Source organism: Rubrivirga marina (assembly GCF_002283365.1).
GTDB classification, from domain to species: domain Bacteria; phylum Bacteroidota; class Rhodothermia; order Rhodothermales; family Rubricoccaceae; genus Rubrivirga; species Rubrivirga marina.
Genome location: NZ_MQWD01000001.1, coordinates 2,853,836 through 2,870,072 on the forward strand (window position 1 = coordinate 2,853,836; position 16,237 = coordinate 2,870,072).

The window sequence follows — 16,237 nt, forward strand, 5'->3', positions numbered from 1 at the left end:
TCAGGTAGAGGTCGTGGCGAATCCGGTCCGCGTCATCTCGCCCCACGACGAGTCCTTCCGCAGGAACTTCCAGACTCCCTGTAACCGCCACCAGACCGTCAGCTGGCGGTAGCCGAGGTTTTCGGCGACCACCATGACGAGGAGGAGAGCGAGGTCCCGGAGCGAGGTGTAGCGGCGGAGGGCGAACTGTTCGAGGGCCACGGCCGCGATCGACTGGCAGACTCCGAGCGCGAGGGCCAGTCCAAGCAGGAGGAGGGCCACCGGGACGTTCAGGACGCCGAGGATCAGCGAGGCCACGAGCACCCCGTAACCGACGGCCTCGACGAGGGGACCGAGCATCTCGATGAGGAGGAACGAGGGGAGCGAGATCATCCCGACCCGGCCGTACCGCGGGTTGAAGAGCATGCGCCGGTGCTTCCACACGACCTCCAGCCCGCCGCGTTGCCAGCGGTCCCGTTGACGCCCGAGGACGGCCAGTGTCGACGGGCACTCCGTCCACGAGACGGCCCCCGGCGCGAAGTCGACCCGGTAGGGCAGCCCGCGCTCGCGGTGGTACCGGTGGAGCTTCAGCGTCAGCTCGAAGTCCTCGCCTACGGTGTCGGGGTCGAGCCCGCCGACGGCGACGACCGCCGACCGGCGGAAGAGCCCGAACGCCCCGGAGATCAGCGGGAGCGCGTCGATCGCGTTCCACCCGACGCGCGACGCGGCGAAAGCCCGGATGTACTCGAGCACCTGGAACCGGGCGACCCACCCGCGCGGCATCCGGATCTCCTCAACGCGGCCGCCGCGGACCCCGCAGTCGTTGACGATCCCGATCGTCCCCGCCACGGCCACCGTCGTGCGGTCCTCGAGGTACGGCTGGGCCACGCGGTACAACGCGTCCGGGGCCAGGAGGCTGTCGCCGTCGAGGGTGCAGAGGAGCGGCGTCCGGCAGTGGTTGATCCCGACGTTGATCGCGTCGGAGCGCCCGCCGTTGGCCTTCTGAATGAACCAGAGGTCTGGTCGGCTCCGGCTCCGGTACGAGCGGAGCACCTCGGCCGTCTCGATGCGGGCCGTCCGATGGCGGACGGCTGGGACGAGGTCGAACGCCTCGATGAGCCGCTCGGCCGTCCGGTCCTTCGAGCCGTCGTCGACCACGAGGATCTCCTTGCTGGGGTACTCGACCCCGAGGAGCGCCCGGACGGCCTCGACGCACACGGTCTCCTCGTTGTACATCGGCGCGATGAGCGTGATCGGGGGAGCGCTGGTGGCCCCGGCCGCCTCGCCGACGTGGAATGTCCGGGACCACCGCCGGAGGCGGAGGAGCGCGGGGAACGCGAGCGCGGTCGTGGCGGAGTACGTCGCGGCGATGGCCACGAAGAATCCCAGCGTCAGCCCGCTGACTGCCCAGAAGAGCGCGTGGAACAGGTCGGTCATGTCGCGGGGGCGAGGAACCCGGCCTCGGCGAGCGCCTGGCGCGCCACGCCGGCGCAGGGCGCGTCGCCCTCGGCGATCGCCTGGAGCGGGGCGGTCCGACCGGCCTCGACGAGGCCGCGGGCGGCCCGGAGCGCGACCCACGGGGAGGGGTCGGCGAGCGCGTGCTCGATCCGAGCCGCGTCGTCCGGGCGGATGCTGAGGGCCGACAGGGCGCTGATGGCGTGGAGCCGGACCACCTCGTCGCCGTGGTGGAGGAGGGCGCGGGCGGCGTCCGCGTGGCCGGGGCCGCCGACGTCGCGGAGCAGCCGGAGCGCGGCGGCCTGGACCTCCCGGGGCGGCTCGCTCTCCGACAGAAGGGCCGCGGCCGTGTCGCCGGCCGGGACGTAGCCCAGCCGGCGGAGGGCCTCGGCGCACGCGGTCCTCGCCGACTCGCTGAGCTCGGGGCTGGCGAGACCGGCCTCGAGGGTGGGGCCGGCCTCGATCCCGAAGAGCGTGAGCGCCGAGGCGACGGCCGGGCTCCCCCACGCCTCGAACCCGTCGAGCGCCCCGACGACGGGGCGGAGGTACCGGAGGTCACGAGACCGTCCCAACGCTCGGGCCGTGATCATCCCGACCTCGGGCGCCGGGTCGTGGAGGAGGGGGACGAGCCGGTGGAGGTCGGGGACGGACCCGACGAGCCCGAACAGGTGCGCAGCGAGCGCTCGGCGGTCGGCGCGGCGGTCGCAGAGCCACTGCCGTGCCGTGTCGAGGTGGGGGGCCGCGGCCTCGGCGAAGACGGCCCGGCTCTCGCCCCCCAGGCGGAGGGCATAGGCGATGAGGAGCTGGAAGTAGTCCCCCCGCTCGCCGTCACCGACCAGCGGGCCCAACGACGAGGGGGGGCGCTCCCCCACGAGGGCATCGAGGAGCGCCCGCTCCCAACGGGCCCACCGCTCGGCCCGGCGCGACTCCGCGCGGTCGGCGGCGACATGGACGACGACCACGAGCGCGGTGAGCGCGAGCGCGACCACCGTCAGGACGAGGAGCCCGGTGGCCGCGGCGTCCACGAAGTCGGCCGGGGGGAAGGGGGTCACAGGGAACGGCGACGCGTGAGACGGCGGACTCCCGCGCTGACGGCGATGAGCGAGAAGGGGCGGACGATGACGTCGTCGGCGTCCAGGTCGTAGGCGCGGGCGACGAGGCGGTCGTTCCCCGGCCAGAGGATGACGCCCACGCCCAACTCGGGCCGGTCCGTCTCTCCGGCCCGGACCCGGCGGAGGACCTCGAGCCCGTCGACACCTGGGAGCGACGCGCTGAGGAGCGCCGCGTCGAGCCGCTCGTCCGATAGGGCGTCGAGCGTAGCCTTCCCGTCGCTCACCGTGGTCACTGCCATCCCGTCACGCTCGAGGCGGTGCCGGACGACGTTCGCCGAGATCCGGTCGTCCTCTGCGAGGAGGACCCGGGGTCGGGTGTCGGCCGGGGCAGGCCTCGCTACGAAGGCGGGCGCCGCGGCCTCCGACCGCGGCGCCACCCGACCGGGGAGGAGGGCGGCTGGCGGTTGGCGCTCTGGCGCCGGCATCGCCCCCTCGCGGACGTCCGGTTTAGTGTGTCGGTCAGTCATCGGAGCCGTTCGATTCTAGGGGGGTATCGGTTTGGGACTCCCTGACTCAAACGGCGGCCCGCCCCAATTCCACGCCACCCCTCGTCGTCCCCCCGGCGCGACGGGGGGACTTCACTGCGCGGGAGGGGCCTAATCTGCTGTCCACAGGGCCTGCCACGGGGGCTCACCCGCCGCGATCAACGAGGCGACGTCCTCGGGCCACAGCGGTTTGGAGAAGAGGTAGCCCTGGCCGAACTGGCATCCCATGGCCTGGAGCCCAGCGAGGTGTTCCGGTTTCTCGATCCCCTCGGCCACGATCGATTTGCCGAGGATGTGCCCGAGCTCGACCACCGTCCGGACCAACTCCCGGTTCCGGGTGCACTCGTCCATGTCCGTCACGAACGACCTGTCCACCTTGATCCGGTCGACCGGGAGCGCGTGGAGCGTGGCGAGCGAGGAATATCCCGTCCCGAAGTCGTCGAGGCAGAACCTCACGCCGCCCCGTTGGAGCCGGCGGAGCACCGTCGCCACGGCGTCTGGGTCCTCCATGAGCAAGCTCTCGGTGATCTCGAGGAGGAGCCGGCGGGGGGCGAACCCGAGATCCTCCTCGAGGTTGCCGACGGCGTCGGCGTAGCTCGACTCGAGGAGGTCGCGGCCGGTGCAGTTGACGTTGAGCAGCAGGAACGAGTCCCGCTCCCCGCGATCGGCGAGGGCGCGCTCCCATTCCGTCATCTGGCGGCACGCCTCCCGGAGCACCCACCTGTCGACGGACACGATCTCGCCTCCCTTCTCGGCTGCGTCGATGAACGCGTCGGGGTAGAGGAGGCCGAGCGCGGGGTGGTCCCACCGGACGAGGGCCTCGAACCCGGCAAGGGCCCCGTCGGAGAGCTGGACGACGGGCTGGTACGCCACTCGGAGCTCCCCGCGCTCGACGGCGGCGGGGAGATCCAGTTCGAGCCGGAGCCGCTGCTCCAGGGCCGTGTGTGTGCCCGGTCTGAACGTGGCGGCCCGGCCCCGGCCCTCCCCCTTCGCCGCGTACATCGCGAGGTCGGCCTCCATGAGGACCGAGTCAGCGGTGTCGTGGTCGGGGCGGCCGACCACGACACCGACGGAGGCCCCGGTCGTGCACGCGTGCTCATCGATCTGGACGGGGGGGGCGAGCGCGTCTTGGACCCGGGCCGCTACGTGTTCCGCGGCGTCGGGCTCCCCGACCCCCTCGAGGAGGATGGCGAACTCGTCACCGCCGAGCCGGGCGACCGTGTCGGCGGGGCGGGCGGCTCTGACGAGGCGGCCGGCGACCTCCTGGAGGAGCCGGTCCCCGACCGTGTGGCCGAGCGTGTCGTTGACGGTCTTGAACCGGTCGAGGTCGAGGAACAGAACGGCGTACGCTCCTTCCCCGCGGCGCGTCCGCTCGACGGCGACCTCGAGGCGGGCGGTGAAGAGGGCCCGGTTGGGGAGGCCGGTGAGCGCGTCGTGGTGGGCCTGGTGGTAGAGTTCGTCCTCCATCTCGCGCCGTTTGCTCACGTCGCGGATCAGCCCGACGTATCCGACCAGACGGCCGTCGCTGTCGCGGACGGGAGACCCCACGGTCTCCCCCGTGAACACGGTGCCGTCGGCCCGGCGGTACTCGACCTCGTAGGGATCGAGCGAGAGGCCGGCGCTCGCGTTGAAGCGGGAGTGACCGGTTTGGGCGAACCCGGACGGATCGGCGTAGAGGACAGCTGTGCGGTGGCCCACGACGTCCGCCGGCTCGAGGCCGAACAGACGGGAGAACGCGGGGTTGACGCTCTGAATGCGCCGCTCCGGGTCCGCGACGACGAGGGCGTCCGGGAGCGCCCTCTGAACGAGCCCCAACGTGGCCCCCTGCACATCGGCAAGGCGCTCGGCTTCGGCTCGGTCCGAGGCGAGGCCGGACGCCGTCACGAGCCCGCCGATCCACCGCGCCGCGAGCCGGACGAGGTCCCGGTCGGCCTCCGTGAAGTGGGGGGTCTGAGGGGTCGGAGACGAGAAGTTGACCGTGCCCCAGACGCTGCCGGCGACGTGGATCGGCGCGCCGATGTAGGCCTCGAGCCCGAACGCCTCGTAGCAGGGGTGGCGGCTGTGCTCCCCGCCCGCCATGTGGTCGATGGCGAGGACGTCGCCGTAGTGGAGGGTGATCGAGCAGTACGTCTGGCCGAACGCGAACACATCGCCCGCCCCCATCTCCACGCCGTCGGGCACAGCGCAGGCGACGACTTCGTACCGGTCTTTCGAGGGGGTGATCCGGCTGACGATGCCGATGTCGAGCCCGAGGAGGCCGCGGAGCCGGTCGACGATGTCCGAGAGGGCATCGACGTCGTCGATCGTCTGGAGGGCGAAGGCATCGGCGAGCGTACGCGTCCGTTCGGCTTGGGCGACCAGGGCCCGTTTTTCAGCATCGAGCTGCGCCTTCGGCTCCTTCAGCGTCTCGGCCGTCTCCCACAGCGCGAACTCGTCGGTGAGCGTGACCGCCAAGTCGGCGAGGGCCTCCACCTCCTCGTCTGTCCACGAGCGGGGGACGCGGTCGATGGTGCAGAGCGCGCCGAGGACGGTGCCGTCGGGGGAGCGGAGCGGGGTGCCGAGGTACGCGACGAGGTCGAGGTCGCGGACCGCCGCGGACTCCGAGAGGAGGGGGTGGCGGCGGACGTCCTCAAGGACGAGAGGCGACTCGTTGGTGACGACGTGTCGGCATACGGAGTGCGAGAGCGGGGTCTCGCGCTGGGAGGCCCAGGGCTCCGGGAGGCCGACAGCCCCCAGGAAGACCTGGCGGTCGGGTCCGACGAGGCTGACGAGTGCGGTCGGCGTGTTGAGCAGGCGGGCGGCGAGGCGAGCGAACCGGTCGTACCTGTCGCACCGGTCGAAGGCGAGCATGTCGGGCTGCCGAGGCGGAGGGGCCAGGGGCCGGGCCGGCGATCTCGTGAGGGAGTCCAAGACGGGGAGCGTTGACGGCGGGCACGAAGGGGCTGCACCCTCTGTATCGGTCGCCTCGGGCCCGAATCAACCGAGCGTCTGTGGACGTGCCTGCGGATGTGGCGAGGCGTCAGGTCAACGGTCGTTGGGTGAGCGAGAGGGGCGAGGGGACGGGGGCGATTTGATCCGACCCCGGCCTGACGGACACTGAGTTGAGGGTCTCCTCGCAACCCCAGACCCCCGTGTCCATGTCCGCCACCTGACGCCCTTCACCTCCGAGTACAAGCGCGAGGCCGTCCGCCTCGCCGCCGGCCTCGGCGACGTCCCCCAGGCCGCCCGCGACCTCGGCATCGGCCCCAAGCTCGTCCACCGCTGGAAGCGCGAGCTCCGTGACGACGGCCGCCGCGCCTTCCCCCGCAACGGCTCCCCACGCGACGAGGAGGGCGCCCGGCTCAAGCGAGAGTTGAAGCGGGCCCGGGAGGAGGGGGCCACCCTCAAGCGAGCCGTCTGTTGGTTCGGGGACCGGCCCCAAGTCAGCTCGCCCTCCCGCTGAGGTACCGGATGATCCAGCGAGAGGCCCGCCACCCGGTCCGGACGATCGAGGATGCCGTCATGCCCGCCAGCAGCCCCACGGCCCTGGCACGCGCCACCACTCGGCCACCAGCGGCGCCATCAGAATGACGCCCATGAGGACCGTCTGCAGCGGGACCGGCTCGGAGAGGGGAGGTCGAACCCGCGCAGCGGGGAAGGGGGGGCGCAGGGTCGTCACGGAGGTCCCCGGATTCGACCCCGCCGCGCGGTCTCAGCCAGACACACGAGCGGGCTCAGGCGCCGTTCACGGAGACACAGTCGGTCCTCTCCGCTCCCCTCTGGCCCATGCGTGCGCTCCTCCTGATGGCGGCCGTCGCCGTCGCCCCCCCAGCCCCGGCCGACGGGCCGGCCCCGCCTATCGCCGTCCGCCACGACGTGGACGACGCCCGCTACCTCTCGCTCGGGGCGGCCTTCCCGGCGGCGGTGCGCGTCGGCGAGGACGGCGGCGACGGGACGCTGATCGCGCCGGACTGGGTGCTGACCGCCGCGCACGTCGCCGCAGGCCTGACCCGCCGCACCGACGGGGCCCTCTCGGTCTTCGTCGACGGCCAGCCGGAAGGCTACGCGGTGGACCAGGTGATCGTCCACCCGGCGTACGTGCCGCGGGGGCCGGTGGACCTCGCCCTGCTCCACCTCGCGCGTCCCGTGGAGGGCGTCGCGCCCGCGGCGCTGTACCGGGGCCGCGACGAGACCGGCCAGAAGATCGTGCTCGTGGGCCACGGCGATACCAAGCCCGGCACCGGCGGCGAGTGGCAGCGGGACGGTCGCCCCCGCGGCGCCACCAACCTCGTCGACGCCGTCGACGACCAGCGCATCCAGTTCGACTTCGACCCCCCCGCCACGGCGACGCCGCTGGAGGGAACTGCCGGGCCGGGCGACTCGGGCGGCCCCGCCTTCATCGATGTCGATGGCCGGCCCTGCGTCGCGGGCGTCTCGTCGATGGGGATGCCCGGCGCGAACGGGCCCGGCACCTACGGCGCCCGGGAGTTCTACGTCCGCGTGTCCTCGTTCGCGGCGTGGATCGACGGCGTGCTGGCCGACCCGCCGGCCGAGCGGTTCGTGAACCTGCCGCCCGAGCGGGCCGGGCCGGGAGGGGCGGGTGGCTCCGGCGGGGCGCGCGTCGGCGGGCCCGGGGAGGCGCTGCCGGAGGGCGTGGCCGTGCTGGAGGGCATCGGCCTGCTAGTGGCCGAGCGGGAGGGGCAGGTCCGCATGGTCGGGCGGATCGACGAGCACTTCCCGGCGGCGCTGCTCGACGGCGGCATCCGGCCCCCGGCCGCCCTGCTCCGCCTCGACGACGCGCCGGTCGCCTCCGTGGCCGCGCTGACAGCGGCCTATGAGGCGCTGGCGCCGGGGACGGCGTTCACGCTCGAATTCTTCCACCAGGGGCAGACCCGCCGGTTCAGCCTCACGAAGTAGTCCGGGAGCGCGCGGGGGGCTCTGCCCCAGCGGCGAGGCCGTGGGCTACGCGGCGACGCCCACGGTGGGGAGGCTCGGCGCGAGGGGCGGCAGCGCAGGCGGGGGCGCCGGCCGCTCGTCCCACCCGGCTTCGCCCTCCCACCGCGCGATGACCGCTGTCGCGAGGCCGTTGCCGACGAGGTTGACCGTCGTCCGGGCCATGTCCATGAGTTCGTCGACGGCCAGGATGACCGTCACGCCCGCAAGGGGGAGGCCGAACGCGGCGAGCGTCCCAGAGAGCACCACGAGCGACGCCCGGGGGACGGCCGCGACGCCCTTCGAGGTCAGCATGAGCGTGAGCATCATGGCCGCCTGCTGGCCCCACGTGAGGTCGATCCCGGCCGCCTGCGCCACGAACACGCTCGCGACCGCGAGGTAGAGCGTGCTCCCGTCGAGGTTGAACGAGTAGCCCGTCGGCATCACGAAGCTGACGATCCGACGCGGCACTCCGAACTGCTCCATCCGCTCCATCGCGAGCGGGAGCGCGGCGTCGCTGGACGTCGTCGAGAAGGCGATGAGGGCGGGGGCGCGGATGGCGTCCCAGAACCGCCGGAGCGGCACGCGGGCGGCCAGCGCCACGGGCACGAGGGCGACGACGACGAACACGACGAGCGCGGCGTACAGCGTCAGGACCAGCTTCAGGAGCGGCAGGAGCACCGCGATCCCGCTGTGCGAGACGGTCACCGCGATGGCCGCCCCGACGCCGATCGGGACGAACCGCATCACGAGCCCGACCAGCTTGAAAGTCACCTCGGCCAGCCCCTCGCAGAACCCGAGGATCGCCCGCTTCGGCTCGCCCGTCACCTGCGTCAGCGCGACGGCGAAGAGGATCGAGAAGAAGACGATCTGGAGCACGTTGTTGCCAGCGAGCGCGTCGATGAAGCTCGTCGGGACGATCTCGCGGACGTGGTCGGCGACCCCCTTGGGCGCGACGAGCTCGGGCGGGGCGGCCTCGGCGGCGGCGGCGAGCGCCGTCGTCAGCGCCGGGTCGTCGCCCGGCCGCGCGAGGTTGACGGCCGCCAGCCCGACGACCAGCGCCACCGTCGTCACGACCTCGAAGTAGAGGAGCGACCGCCACGCGAGCCGCCCGACCTTCTTGAGGTCGTCGCCATGCCCGGCGATCCCGACCACGAGCGTCGCGAACAGGATCGGTCCGATGATCATCTTGATCATCCGGATGAACAGGTCCGAGAGCAGCTTGAGGTCGCTCGCGGCCCAGCCGCCGTGGAGCGCGCGCTCGGCGTCGGGGAAGAAGACGCCGAGCGCGGCCCCGGCCGCCATCCCTACGAAGATCCACTGGGTGAGCGAAAGACGGCGCATCAGGCGACGGCGACGAGCAGGTACGCCGTGTACCCGACGTAGGAGAGGAGGAGGAGCGCGCCCTCGAGCCGGTCGAGCCGGAAGCCGGTCCGCAGGAGGGGCAGGAGCGCGATGGCGAGGACCAGCATCACGCCGAGGTCGACGGGCCCGATGCCGCCCGGTGCGAGCGGCCGCACCAGAGACGTGACGCCGAGGATGCCGAGGACGTTGAAGATGTTGGACCCGACGACGTTGCCGATGGCGATGTCGCTCTGGCCCCTCAGCGCCGCGACGACCGACGTCGCGAGCTCGGGGAGGCTCGTCCCGGCGGCGAGGATCGTCAGCCCGATGATGGCCTCGCTCAGGCCGGCGGCCTCGGCGATCGAGACGGCGCCGGTGACCAGCATCCGGGCGCCGGCCACGAGGAGCACCAGCCCGCCGACCACGAAGGCGAGGTCGCGCCAGAGCGGCCCGTCGGCGTCGGGGAGCGCGCCGCCGGCCTCGGCCTGGACCTCGGGCGCCTCGCGGCGGGCGGCCCACAGCGTGTAGGCCGTGTAGGCTCCGGCGCCGGCGAGGAGGACCGTCCCCTCGAGCGCCCCGAGGCGGCCGTCGAGCAGGAGCGCGCAGAGCAGGAGCGACGACCCGATCACGATCGGCACGTCGACGCGGATGACCTGCGCGTGTGCGGCGGCCGGGCGGACGAGCGCGGCCACGCCCAGGATGAACGCGACGTTGAAGATGTTCGAGCCGACGACATTCCCGACGGCCAGGTCGCCCTGGCCCTGGAGCGCGGCCGAGAGGCTGACGACGAGCTCGGGGCTCGACGTCCCGAACGCGACGACGGTGAGCCCGACGGCCAGCGGCGTGAGGCCGAGCCGGAGCGCGAGCGCGGCGCCGCCGCGGACGAGCCCCTCGGCCCCGCCGGTGAGGACGACGAGGCCGACGGCAATGAGGAGGAGGTCGAGAAGCATGGGACGGAGCAGGACCAGGGACGGAGGACCGGGGGGCGTCCGTTAGGGCGCGAGCGGCGCGAGGCGGCGGTTGCGGACGACCTCGACGATGAGCGGCACCAGCGACATCGCGATGACGCCGAGCACGAACAGCCCGAAGTTCTCCTTCACGATAGGCAGGCTCCCGAAGGCGTAGCCGGTCCCGAGGAACGGGACGATCCAGAGGATGGCGCCGAGCACGTTGTACCGGAGGAAGCGCGGGTAGTCCATCGCACCGATCCCCGCCACGAACGGCGCGACCGTACGTACGATGGGCACGAACCGGGCGATCACGACAGCCCGGCCGCCGTGGCGCGCGAAGAACGCCTCCGTCTGGGCGAGCCGCTCGGGCCGGACGAGCCGCCCGGCCGCCGCCCGCCCCAACCGGTGCCCGACGGCATAGTTGACGGCGTCGCCGAGGACGGCCGCCGCGAAGAGGGCCAGCCCGAGCGTCCACACGTTGAAGGCGCCCGTCGCGGCGAGGCCGCCGGCCGCGAATATGAGCGAGTCGCCGGGGAGGAGCGGCATCACGACGAGGCCCGTCTCGCAGAACACGACGGCCGCGATGGCGACGACGGCCCACGGCCCGGCCCACGCCGCGAGGTCGGCGAGGTGCTGGTCGACGTGGAGGAGGAGGTCGAGGAGGTCAGGCATGGGCGGGGGGGCGTCGGCGGCGCTCGCCAAAGGCCGTGCCACCCCGGAGCGACGCCCGCGCCCACCCATGTGGACGCCCTCAGCCCGCCGCCGCGTTGCGGTCTGCAACGGCCCGCACGCCCGACCGGCGATCTGCAATCTCGCGGGGCATCCCCCGGGGTTTACACTGGCTTCGGCACGCGGATTGTCTCCGCGCGGCGATCCCCTCCCCCGCGATGTCCGATCCCCCGGCCTCCGGCCGCCGCGCGCTCCGCACGGCCGCCCTCTACGTCGTCCTCGTCGGCGTCCCCGCGCTCGGCGTCGCCGCCACGATCCACGTTGGGCAGAACCTCGAGGCGCCGCCGTCGGTCGGGGGCGCGTGGGCCGTCGCGCCGGACGCCGAGGGGTGCGCGCGTGCGGCGGGCGCCCTCGTCGTCGAGCAGTCGGGGCCGCAGATCGAGGCGGTCTACACGCCCGAAGGCGCGAGCGCCGTCGCCCTCCGGGGGCGCGTCGCCGACACGGCGGCCGTGCTCGGCGAGCGCGCGAGCTGCGAGCGAGTCGAGGTGGCCGTCGCGCGCGACCCGTCCCGGCCCGCGACGCTCCGGGCAACGCTCCAGACCGGCGTCTGCGGGTGCCGGACCACGTCGGCCACGCTCACCCGCGCCGACGCGGCGCCCCTCGCGGGGGGCCACTGATGCTGCTCTACCTCCTGCCGCAGATCGCGGCGATCCTCGTCCTCGGGCGGATCCTGGGCGGCCTCGCGCACCGGGTCGGGCAGCCGCGCGTGGTCGGCGAGATGGCGGCGGGCATCGTGCTCGGGCCGTCGCTGCTGGGATGGCTGGCGCCGGCCGCGCAGGCGGCCCTGTTCCCGGCCGAGAGCCTCGGCGCGCTCAACGCGATCGCCCAGGTCGGGCTGGTGCTGTTCCTGTTCCTCGTCGGGCTCGAGCTCGACCCCGCCAAGCTGCGGGGGCAGGGGCACGCGGCGCTCGTGACGAGCCACGCGTCGATCATCGCGCCGTTCCTGCTGGGGTCGGTGCTCGCGCTCTACCTGTACCCCCAGCTGAGCGACGCGTCGGTCCAATTCTCGCACTTCGCCCTGTTCATGGGCGCGGCCATGAGCGTGACGGCGTTCCCGGTGCTGGCGCGGATCCTCGCCGAGCGGAACCTCTTGCAAACCAAGCTGGGCGTCGTCGCCATCACGTGTGCGGCCGTCGACGACGTGACGGCGTGGGGGCTGCTGGCCGTCGTGATCGCGCTCGTCCGGACGTCGGGCGCCGTCGAGGTCGTGGCCGTGTTCGCGTGGACGATCGTGTTCGTGGCGCTCGTGCTGTTCGCGCTCCGGCCCGCGCTCCGGCGCCTCGCGGTCTACCACCGGACGCGCGGCGGGCTCACGCGCGGGGCCCTCGCGACGGTCCTGCTCGTCACGATCGCGTCGGCCTGGACGACCGAGTGGATCGGCATCCACGCGCTCTTCGGCGCCTTCCTGGCGGGCGTGGCGATGCCCAAGGACCCCGACTTCGTCCGCGACGTGGAGCACCGGCTGAGCGACGTCACGACGCTCCTCTTCCTGCCGCTCTTCTTCGCCTACGCCGGGCTCAACACCCAGATCGGCCTGCTCGACTCGCCGCGGCTCTGGCTCGACGCCGGCCTCGTGGTCGCCGTCGCGACGGCCGGCAAGTTCGGCGGCTCGGCGCTCGCGGCCCGGATGTCGGGGCTCGGGATGCGCGAGTCGGCCGCGCTCGGCATCCTCATGAACACGCGGGGGCTGATGGAGCTCGTGATCCTGACGATCGGCCTCGAGCTCGGCGTCGTGAGCCCGGCCCTGTTTGCGATGATGGTGATCATGGCCCTCGCCACGACCGTCATGACCACGCCGGTCCTCGAGCGGATCTACCCCGCGAGCCTCGCCCAGCAGGAGTCGGCCGACGCCGCGCCGTCGGCGTTCTCGGTGCTGCTCCCGGTGGCGCTCCCGTCGAACGGGCCCGAACTGCTGCGCGTGGCGCGCGCCCTCGCCCCGGCGTCGCGGCTGCGCGTGTACCCGCTCCACCTGCTCCGCGCCGACCGGCCGCTCGCCGACGCCCTCGCCCCGCTCCCGGCCGACGAGACCGACGCGCTCCTCCCGCTCCTCGCCGCCGCCGACGGCCTCGACATCCGCCCGCTCGCGTTCGTCAGCCGCGACGTCGGCGGCGACGTCGTCGACCTCGCCAAGGCCAAGCAGGCCGACCTCGTGCTGATGGGCTGGCACGAGCCGGTCGTAGCGAGGAGCGCGCTTGGCGGCGTCGTCCGCGACGTGATGCGGCGGGCCCCGACCGAGGTGGCCGTGGTCCTCTCCCGAGGCGACGGGGCGTGGGGCCGCGTGCTCGTCCCGTTCGCGGGCGGCCCACACGACCGGGCGGCGCTGGCGCTGGCCCGGCGCCTCGCCGAGGGCCCCGAGGCCGTCCCTGTCACCGTCCTCACGGCCGGGCTCGACGCGCGCGACGCGGTGTCGGTGGCGGCCGTCGAGGCGGCCCGGGCGGCGGGCCTCGACATCCGTCCGGCGCTGCCGGGCGCCCCCCTCGACGCCGTCGTCGCGGAGGCGGCGTCCGGGTACGGGCTCGTGGTCGCCGGCGCGTCGGCGGCGTGGGGGTTGGAGCCGTCGCTGTTCTCGGTGGCCCACGAGCGGCTGGCACGCGAGGTGCCGGCCTCGCTCCTCGTCGTCCGCGCGGGGCCCGAGCAGGGGGCGGGCTGACTACGCGTCCGAGGGCACCGACGGGCCGCCGCCTCCGGGGACGCCCACCCGGCAACGCCCGACGCCGAGGCCCTCGACGACCTCGACCTCGAACCGGACCCCGTCGTGCTCGACGGCGTCGCCCGCAGCAGGCGGGCGGCCGAGGAGGACGAGGACGAGCCCGCTCACGGTCTCGACCTCGGCGTGGACGACCGGCCGGCCCAGCCACTCCTCCAGGTCCTCGAGGCGGACGGCCCCGTCGACCGAGAACGCCCCCGGGCCGGCCGGTTCGACGTCCGGCGGCCCCTCGCCCGCGCCCTCCTCGACCTCGCCGACGGCCTCGATCCCCAGGTCCTCGATCGTCACGATCCCGGCCGTCCCCCCGTGCTCGTCCATCACGACGGCCAGTTGCGTCCGGGCCTCGCCCATCGCCGCGAGCACGCGGTCGAGCCCGGCCCCCTCGGGCACGAACACGGCGGGGCGGACGTCGGCGGCCTCCAGCGCGCGGGCGGCCCGGACGAGCCGGAGCACGTCCTTGACGTGGACGACCCCGACGACGTGGTCGAGGTCGCCCTCGTAGACGGGGTACCGCGTGTGGGCCTCGTCGAGGAGCCGCTCGCGCAGGGCCTCGTGCGGCGTCCCCAGCGGGAGCCCGACGACCCGGACGCGGGGGACCATCACGTCGCCGGCCGTCCGCCCCCCGAACGCGAACAGCTCGCGGACGACGCGCCCGGCCTCGCTCCGCATCAGCCCGCCGGCCTCGCTCTCGCGCACGACGTCGGCAAGTTCCTCGGGCGTGTGGTAGTGGCCGGCCGCCCGCTCGCGGCGGACGCCGACGGCGCGGAGGAGGGCGTTCCCGACTGCGTTCAGCCCGACGACGAGCGGGTACAGCGCCGTCTGGACGACGAGCATCGGCCGGGCCACGCGGTAGACCGTCGCCTCGGCGCGCGAGAGCGCGAGCGACTTCGGGACCATTTCGCCGAGGACCACGTGGAGGTACGTCAGCGCGGCGATGGCGAGGACCGACGCGAGCGCGTGCGACGAGACCGACAGCCCGAGCCCCTCCAAGCCGGCCCCGCCGAGCCGTTCGGCGAGCCACTCGGCGAGCGCGTGCTCGCCGTACATCCCGAGCCCCAGGCTCGCGAACGTGATCCCGAGCTGGGCCGTCGCGATGAACCGGTCCTGGCGGACGGGGTCGCTCATGATCCGCCACGCGAGCCGGGCCGCGGCCCCGCCCTCGGCCGCCCGCCGCTCGACGGCCGCGCGGGGGGCGCCGATGGCGGCGAATTCGGCCGCGACGAACAGCCCGTTGAGGGCCACGAGCGCGAGGACGATGAGGGCGGGGACGAGCATCAGGCGTCGGGGTCGGGGCCCGCCGGGGCGGGCGTGACGAGGACCGACGCGACGGCGTGGCCGTCGACCCGCTCGACCTCGACCTCGGCGTCGCCGAGGCGGAGCCGCTCGCCGGCCGCGGGGACGCGCCCCAGTGCGGCGACCACGAGCCCGCCGACCGTCGCGGCCGCGCCGACGGACGGGCCCAGGAGCTCGGCCGCCTCGTCGGCACGGAGGGCCCCGGGGAGCCGCGTCCGGCCGTCGGGGAGCGGCTCGGCTGCCGGCCGGCCCTCCTTGAACTCGTCGCCGACGCCGCCGACCAGCGCGGAGAGCACGTCCTCCAGCGTGACGATCCCCTCCGTCCCGCCGTACTCGTCGACGACGGCGGCGAGCCGGACGCGCCGCTCGCGGAACCGGGCCAGGAGTTGGTCGGCCGCGAGCCCGCCGGGCACGCTGAGGAGCGGCCGGAGGGGGGGGAGCCCGGGCCGCCCGGCCGCGAGGTGGACCGCGACGTCCTTCGTGTGGAGCACGCCGACGGGGTGGTCGAGGTCGCCGCGGTAGGCGGGGAGCCGGGTGAAGGGGCTCGCGGCGGCGGCCTCGACGGCCGCCTCGGGGTCGGCCGCGTCGACGCCCACGACGGCCCGACGCGGGGTCATGAGCTGGCGGGCCGTCGTCCGCCCGAGCCGGAGCGCGCGGCGGAGCCGGTCCTGCTCGTCGGCCTCGAGGAGCCCGCCGTCGCTGCTCTCGGCGATGAGGAGGTCGATCTCCTCTGGCGAGTGGACGTGCCGGTGGCCCCCGCCCGGCTGGAGCCCGAGGGCTCGGAGCACCGCCCACCCGCTCCCGTTGAGCACGGCGATGAACGGGCGGTAGACGACGGCCGACCACCGGGTCGGGAGGTAGGTCAGGAGCGCGGCCGGGACTGGGAACTGAAGCGCGAGCGACTTCGGGACGAGCTCCCCGACGACCACCTGGAGCGCCGTCAGCGCGACGAGCACGGCGACCGCCGCCGTCGACCGCGCCCCGACCGGGTCGAGCCCGGCCCCGATCAGCGCGTCCCCGAGCGCGATGGCGACCGTCGCCTGCCCGAACGCGCCGAGGACGAGGCTCGAGAGCGTGATCCCGATCTGGCACGCGGCGATGTAGTCGTCGAGCCGCCGTCCGTCCTCGAGCGTCGGGAGCAACCGCCGCGCGAGCGCGTGGCCCTCGCGGGCGAGCGCACGGATCTGTCCGTGCCGGACGCTCACGGCCGCGAACTCGGCCGCCACGTAGAGCCCGTTGACGAGGATCAACACGGCGATGACGCCCCAGGCC

Annotated in this window: 13 protein-coding genes; 4 read left to right on the plus strand and 9 right to left on the minus strand. The window is 74.1% G+C overall.

Annotated features, from left to right (window positions below):
- The 4 genes from BSZ37_RS11935 to BSZ37_RS11950 form a co-directional block, all read right to left on the minus strand.
- Positions 1 to 1,416, minus strand: a complete 1,416-nt coding sequence (locus tag BSZ37_RS11935) for a glycosyltransferase family 2 protein (RefSeq protein WP_095510760.1) — start codon at positions 1,414 to 1,416, stop codon at positions 1 to 3.
- Entirely contained in the window at positions 1,413 to 2,486 is a 1,074-nt protein-coding gene (locus BSZ37_RS11940; RefSeq protein ID WP_095510761.1) for a HEAT repeat domain-containing protein, read from the minus strand. The genes BSZ37_RS11935 and BSZ37_RS11940 overlap by 4 nt, the downstream gene beginning before the upstream one ends.
- Positions 2,483 to 3,013, minus strand: coding sequence for a response regulator transcription factor (locus BSZ37_RS11945; RefSeq protein ID WP_095510762.1), 531 nt, complete (start codon positions 3,011 to 3,013; stop codon positions 2,483 to 2,485). Before BSZ37_RS11945 ends, BSZ37_RS11940 begins: the two co-directional genes overlap by 4 nt.
- A gap of 129 nt (positions 3,014 to 3,142) precedes the next feature.
- Positions 3,143 to 5,881 carry an EAL domain-containing protein gene (locus BSZ37_RS11950; protein WP_095510763.1) on the minus strand — a complete coding sequence of 913 codons (2,739 nt, stop codon included), beginning with the start codon at positions 5,879 to 5,881 and terminating at the stop codon, positions 3,143 to 3,145.
- A gap of 298 nt (positions 5,882 to 6,179) precedes the next feature.
- Here BSZ37_RS11950 and BSZ37_RS22850 point away from each other — a divergent pair, with 298 nt between their 5' ends.
- Together BSZ37_RS22850 and BSZ37_RS11965 are read left to right on the plus strand one after the other, a co-directional pair.
- Positions 6,180 to 6,473, plus strand: a complete 294-nt coding sequence (locus BSZ37_RS22850) for a transposase (protein WP_095510765.1) — start codon at positions 6,180 to 6,182, stop codon at positions 6,471 to 6,473.
- A 323-nt stretch (positions 6,474 to 6,796) separates the two neighbouring features.
- On the plus strand, positions 6,797 to 7,927 hold the full coding sequence (locus BSZ37_RS11965; RefSeq protein ID WP_095510766.1) for a S1 family peptidase: 1,131 nt from the start codon (positions 6,797 to 6,799) through the stop codon (positions 7,925 to 7,927).
- A gap of 45 nt (positions 7,928 to 7,972) precedes the next feature.
- On the opposite strand, the gene BSZ37_RS11970 is transcribed toward BSZ37_RS11965, so the two are convergent.
- Genes BSZ37_RS11970 through BSZ37_RS11980 form a run of 3 tightly spaced genes read right to left on the minus strand, consistent with a single transcriptional unit; the run spans position 7,973 to position 10,908 of the window.
- Entirely contained in the window at positions 7,973 to 9,286 is a 1,314-nt protein-coding gene (locus BSZ37_RS11970) for a dicarboxylate/amino acid:cation symporter (protein WP_095510767.1), read from the minus strand.
- Complete coding sequence (locus BSZ37_RS11975) at positions 9,286 to 10,236, minus strand: calcium/sodium antiporter (RefSeq protein WP_095510768.1); 951 nt, start codon at positions 10,234 to 10,236, stop codon at positions 9,286 to 9,288. The genes BSZ37_RS11970 and BSZ37_RS11975 overlap by 1 nt, the downstream gene beginning before the upstream one ends.
- 42 nt (positions 10,237 to 10,278) lie before the next feature.
- Positions 10,279 to 10,908, minus strand: a complete 630-nt coding sequence (locus BSZ37_RS11980) for a VTT domain-containing protein (RefSeq protein WP_095512385.1) — start codon at positions 10,906 to 10,908, stop codon at positions 10,279 to 10,281.
- Positions 10,909 to 11,123: 215 nt separating this feature from the next.
- On the opposite strand from BSZ37_RS11980, the gene BSZ37_RS22030 reads away from it, so the two are divergent.
- A complete protein-coding gene (locus BSZ37_RS22030) occupies positions 11,124 to 11,582 on the plus strand; it encodes a hypothetical protein (RefSeq protein WP_179299602.1) in 459 nt (152 codons plus the stop codon).
- Positions 11,582 to 13,615: a cation:proton antiporter domain-containing protein gene (locus BSZ37_RS11985; protein ID WP_179299603.1), complete on the plus strand. Its 2,034-nt coding sequence runs from the start codon at positions 11,582 to 11,584 to the stop codon at positions 13,613 to 13,615. Before BSZ37_RS22030 ends, BSZ37_RS11985 begins: the two co-directional genes overlap by 1 nt.
- Here BSZ37_RS11985 and BSZ37_RS11990 read toward each other — a convergent pair whose 3' ends face one another.
- Together BSZ37_RS11990 and BSZ37_RS11995 are read right to left on the minus strand one after the other, a co-directional pair.
- Positions 13,616 to 14,947 carry a hemolysin family protein gene (locus BSZ37_RS11990; RefSeq protein ID WP_095510770.1) on the minus strand — a complete coding sequence of 444 codons (1,332 nt, stop codon included), beginning with the start codon at positions 14,945 to 14,947 and terminating at the stop codon, positions 13,616 to 13,618.
- Positions 14,947 to 16,218, minus strand: a complete 1,272-nt coding sequence (locus BSZ37_RS11995) for a hemolysin family protein (protein ID WP_218830491.1) — start codon at positions 16,216 to 16,218, stop codon at positions 14,947 to 14,949. The genes BSZ37_RS11990 and BSZ37_RS11995 overlap by 1 nt, the downstream gene beginning before the upstream one ends.
- Between the last annotated feature and the right edge of the window lie 19 nt (positions 16,219 to 16,237).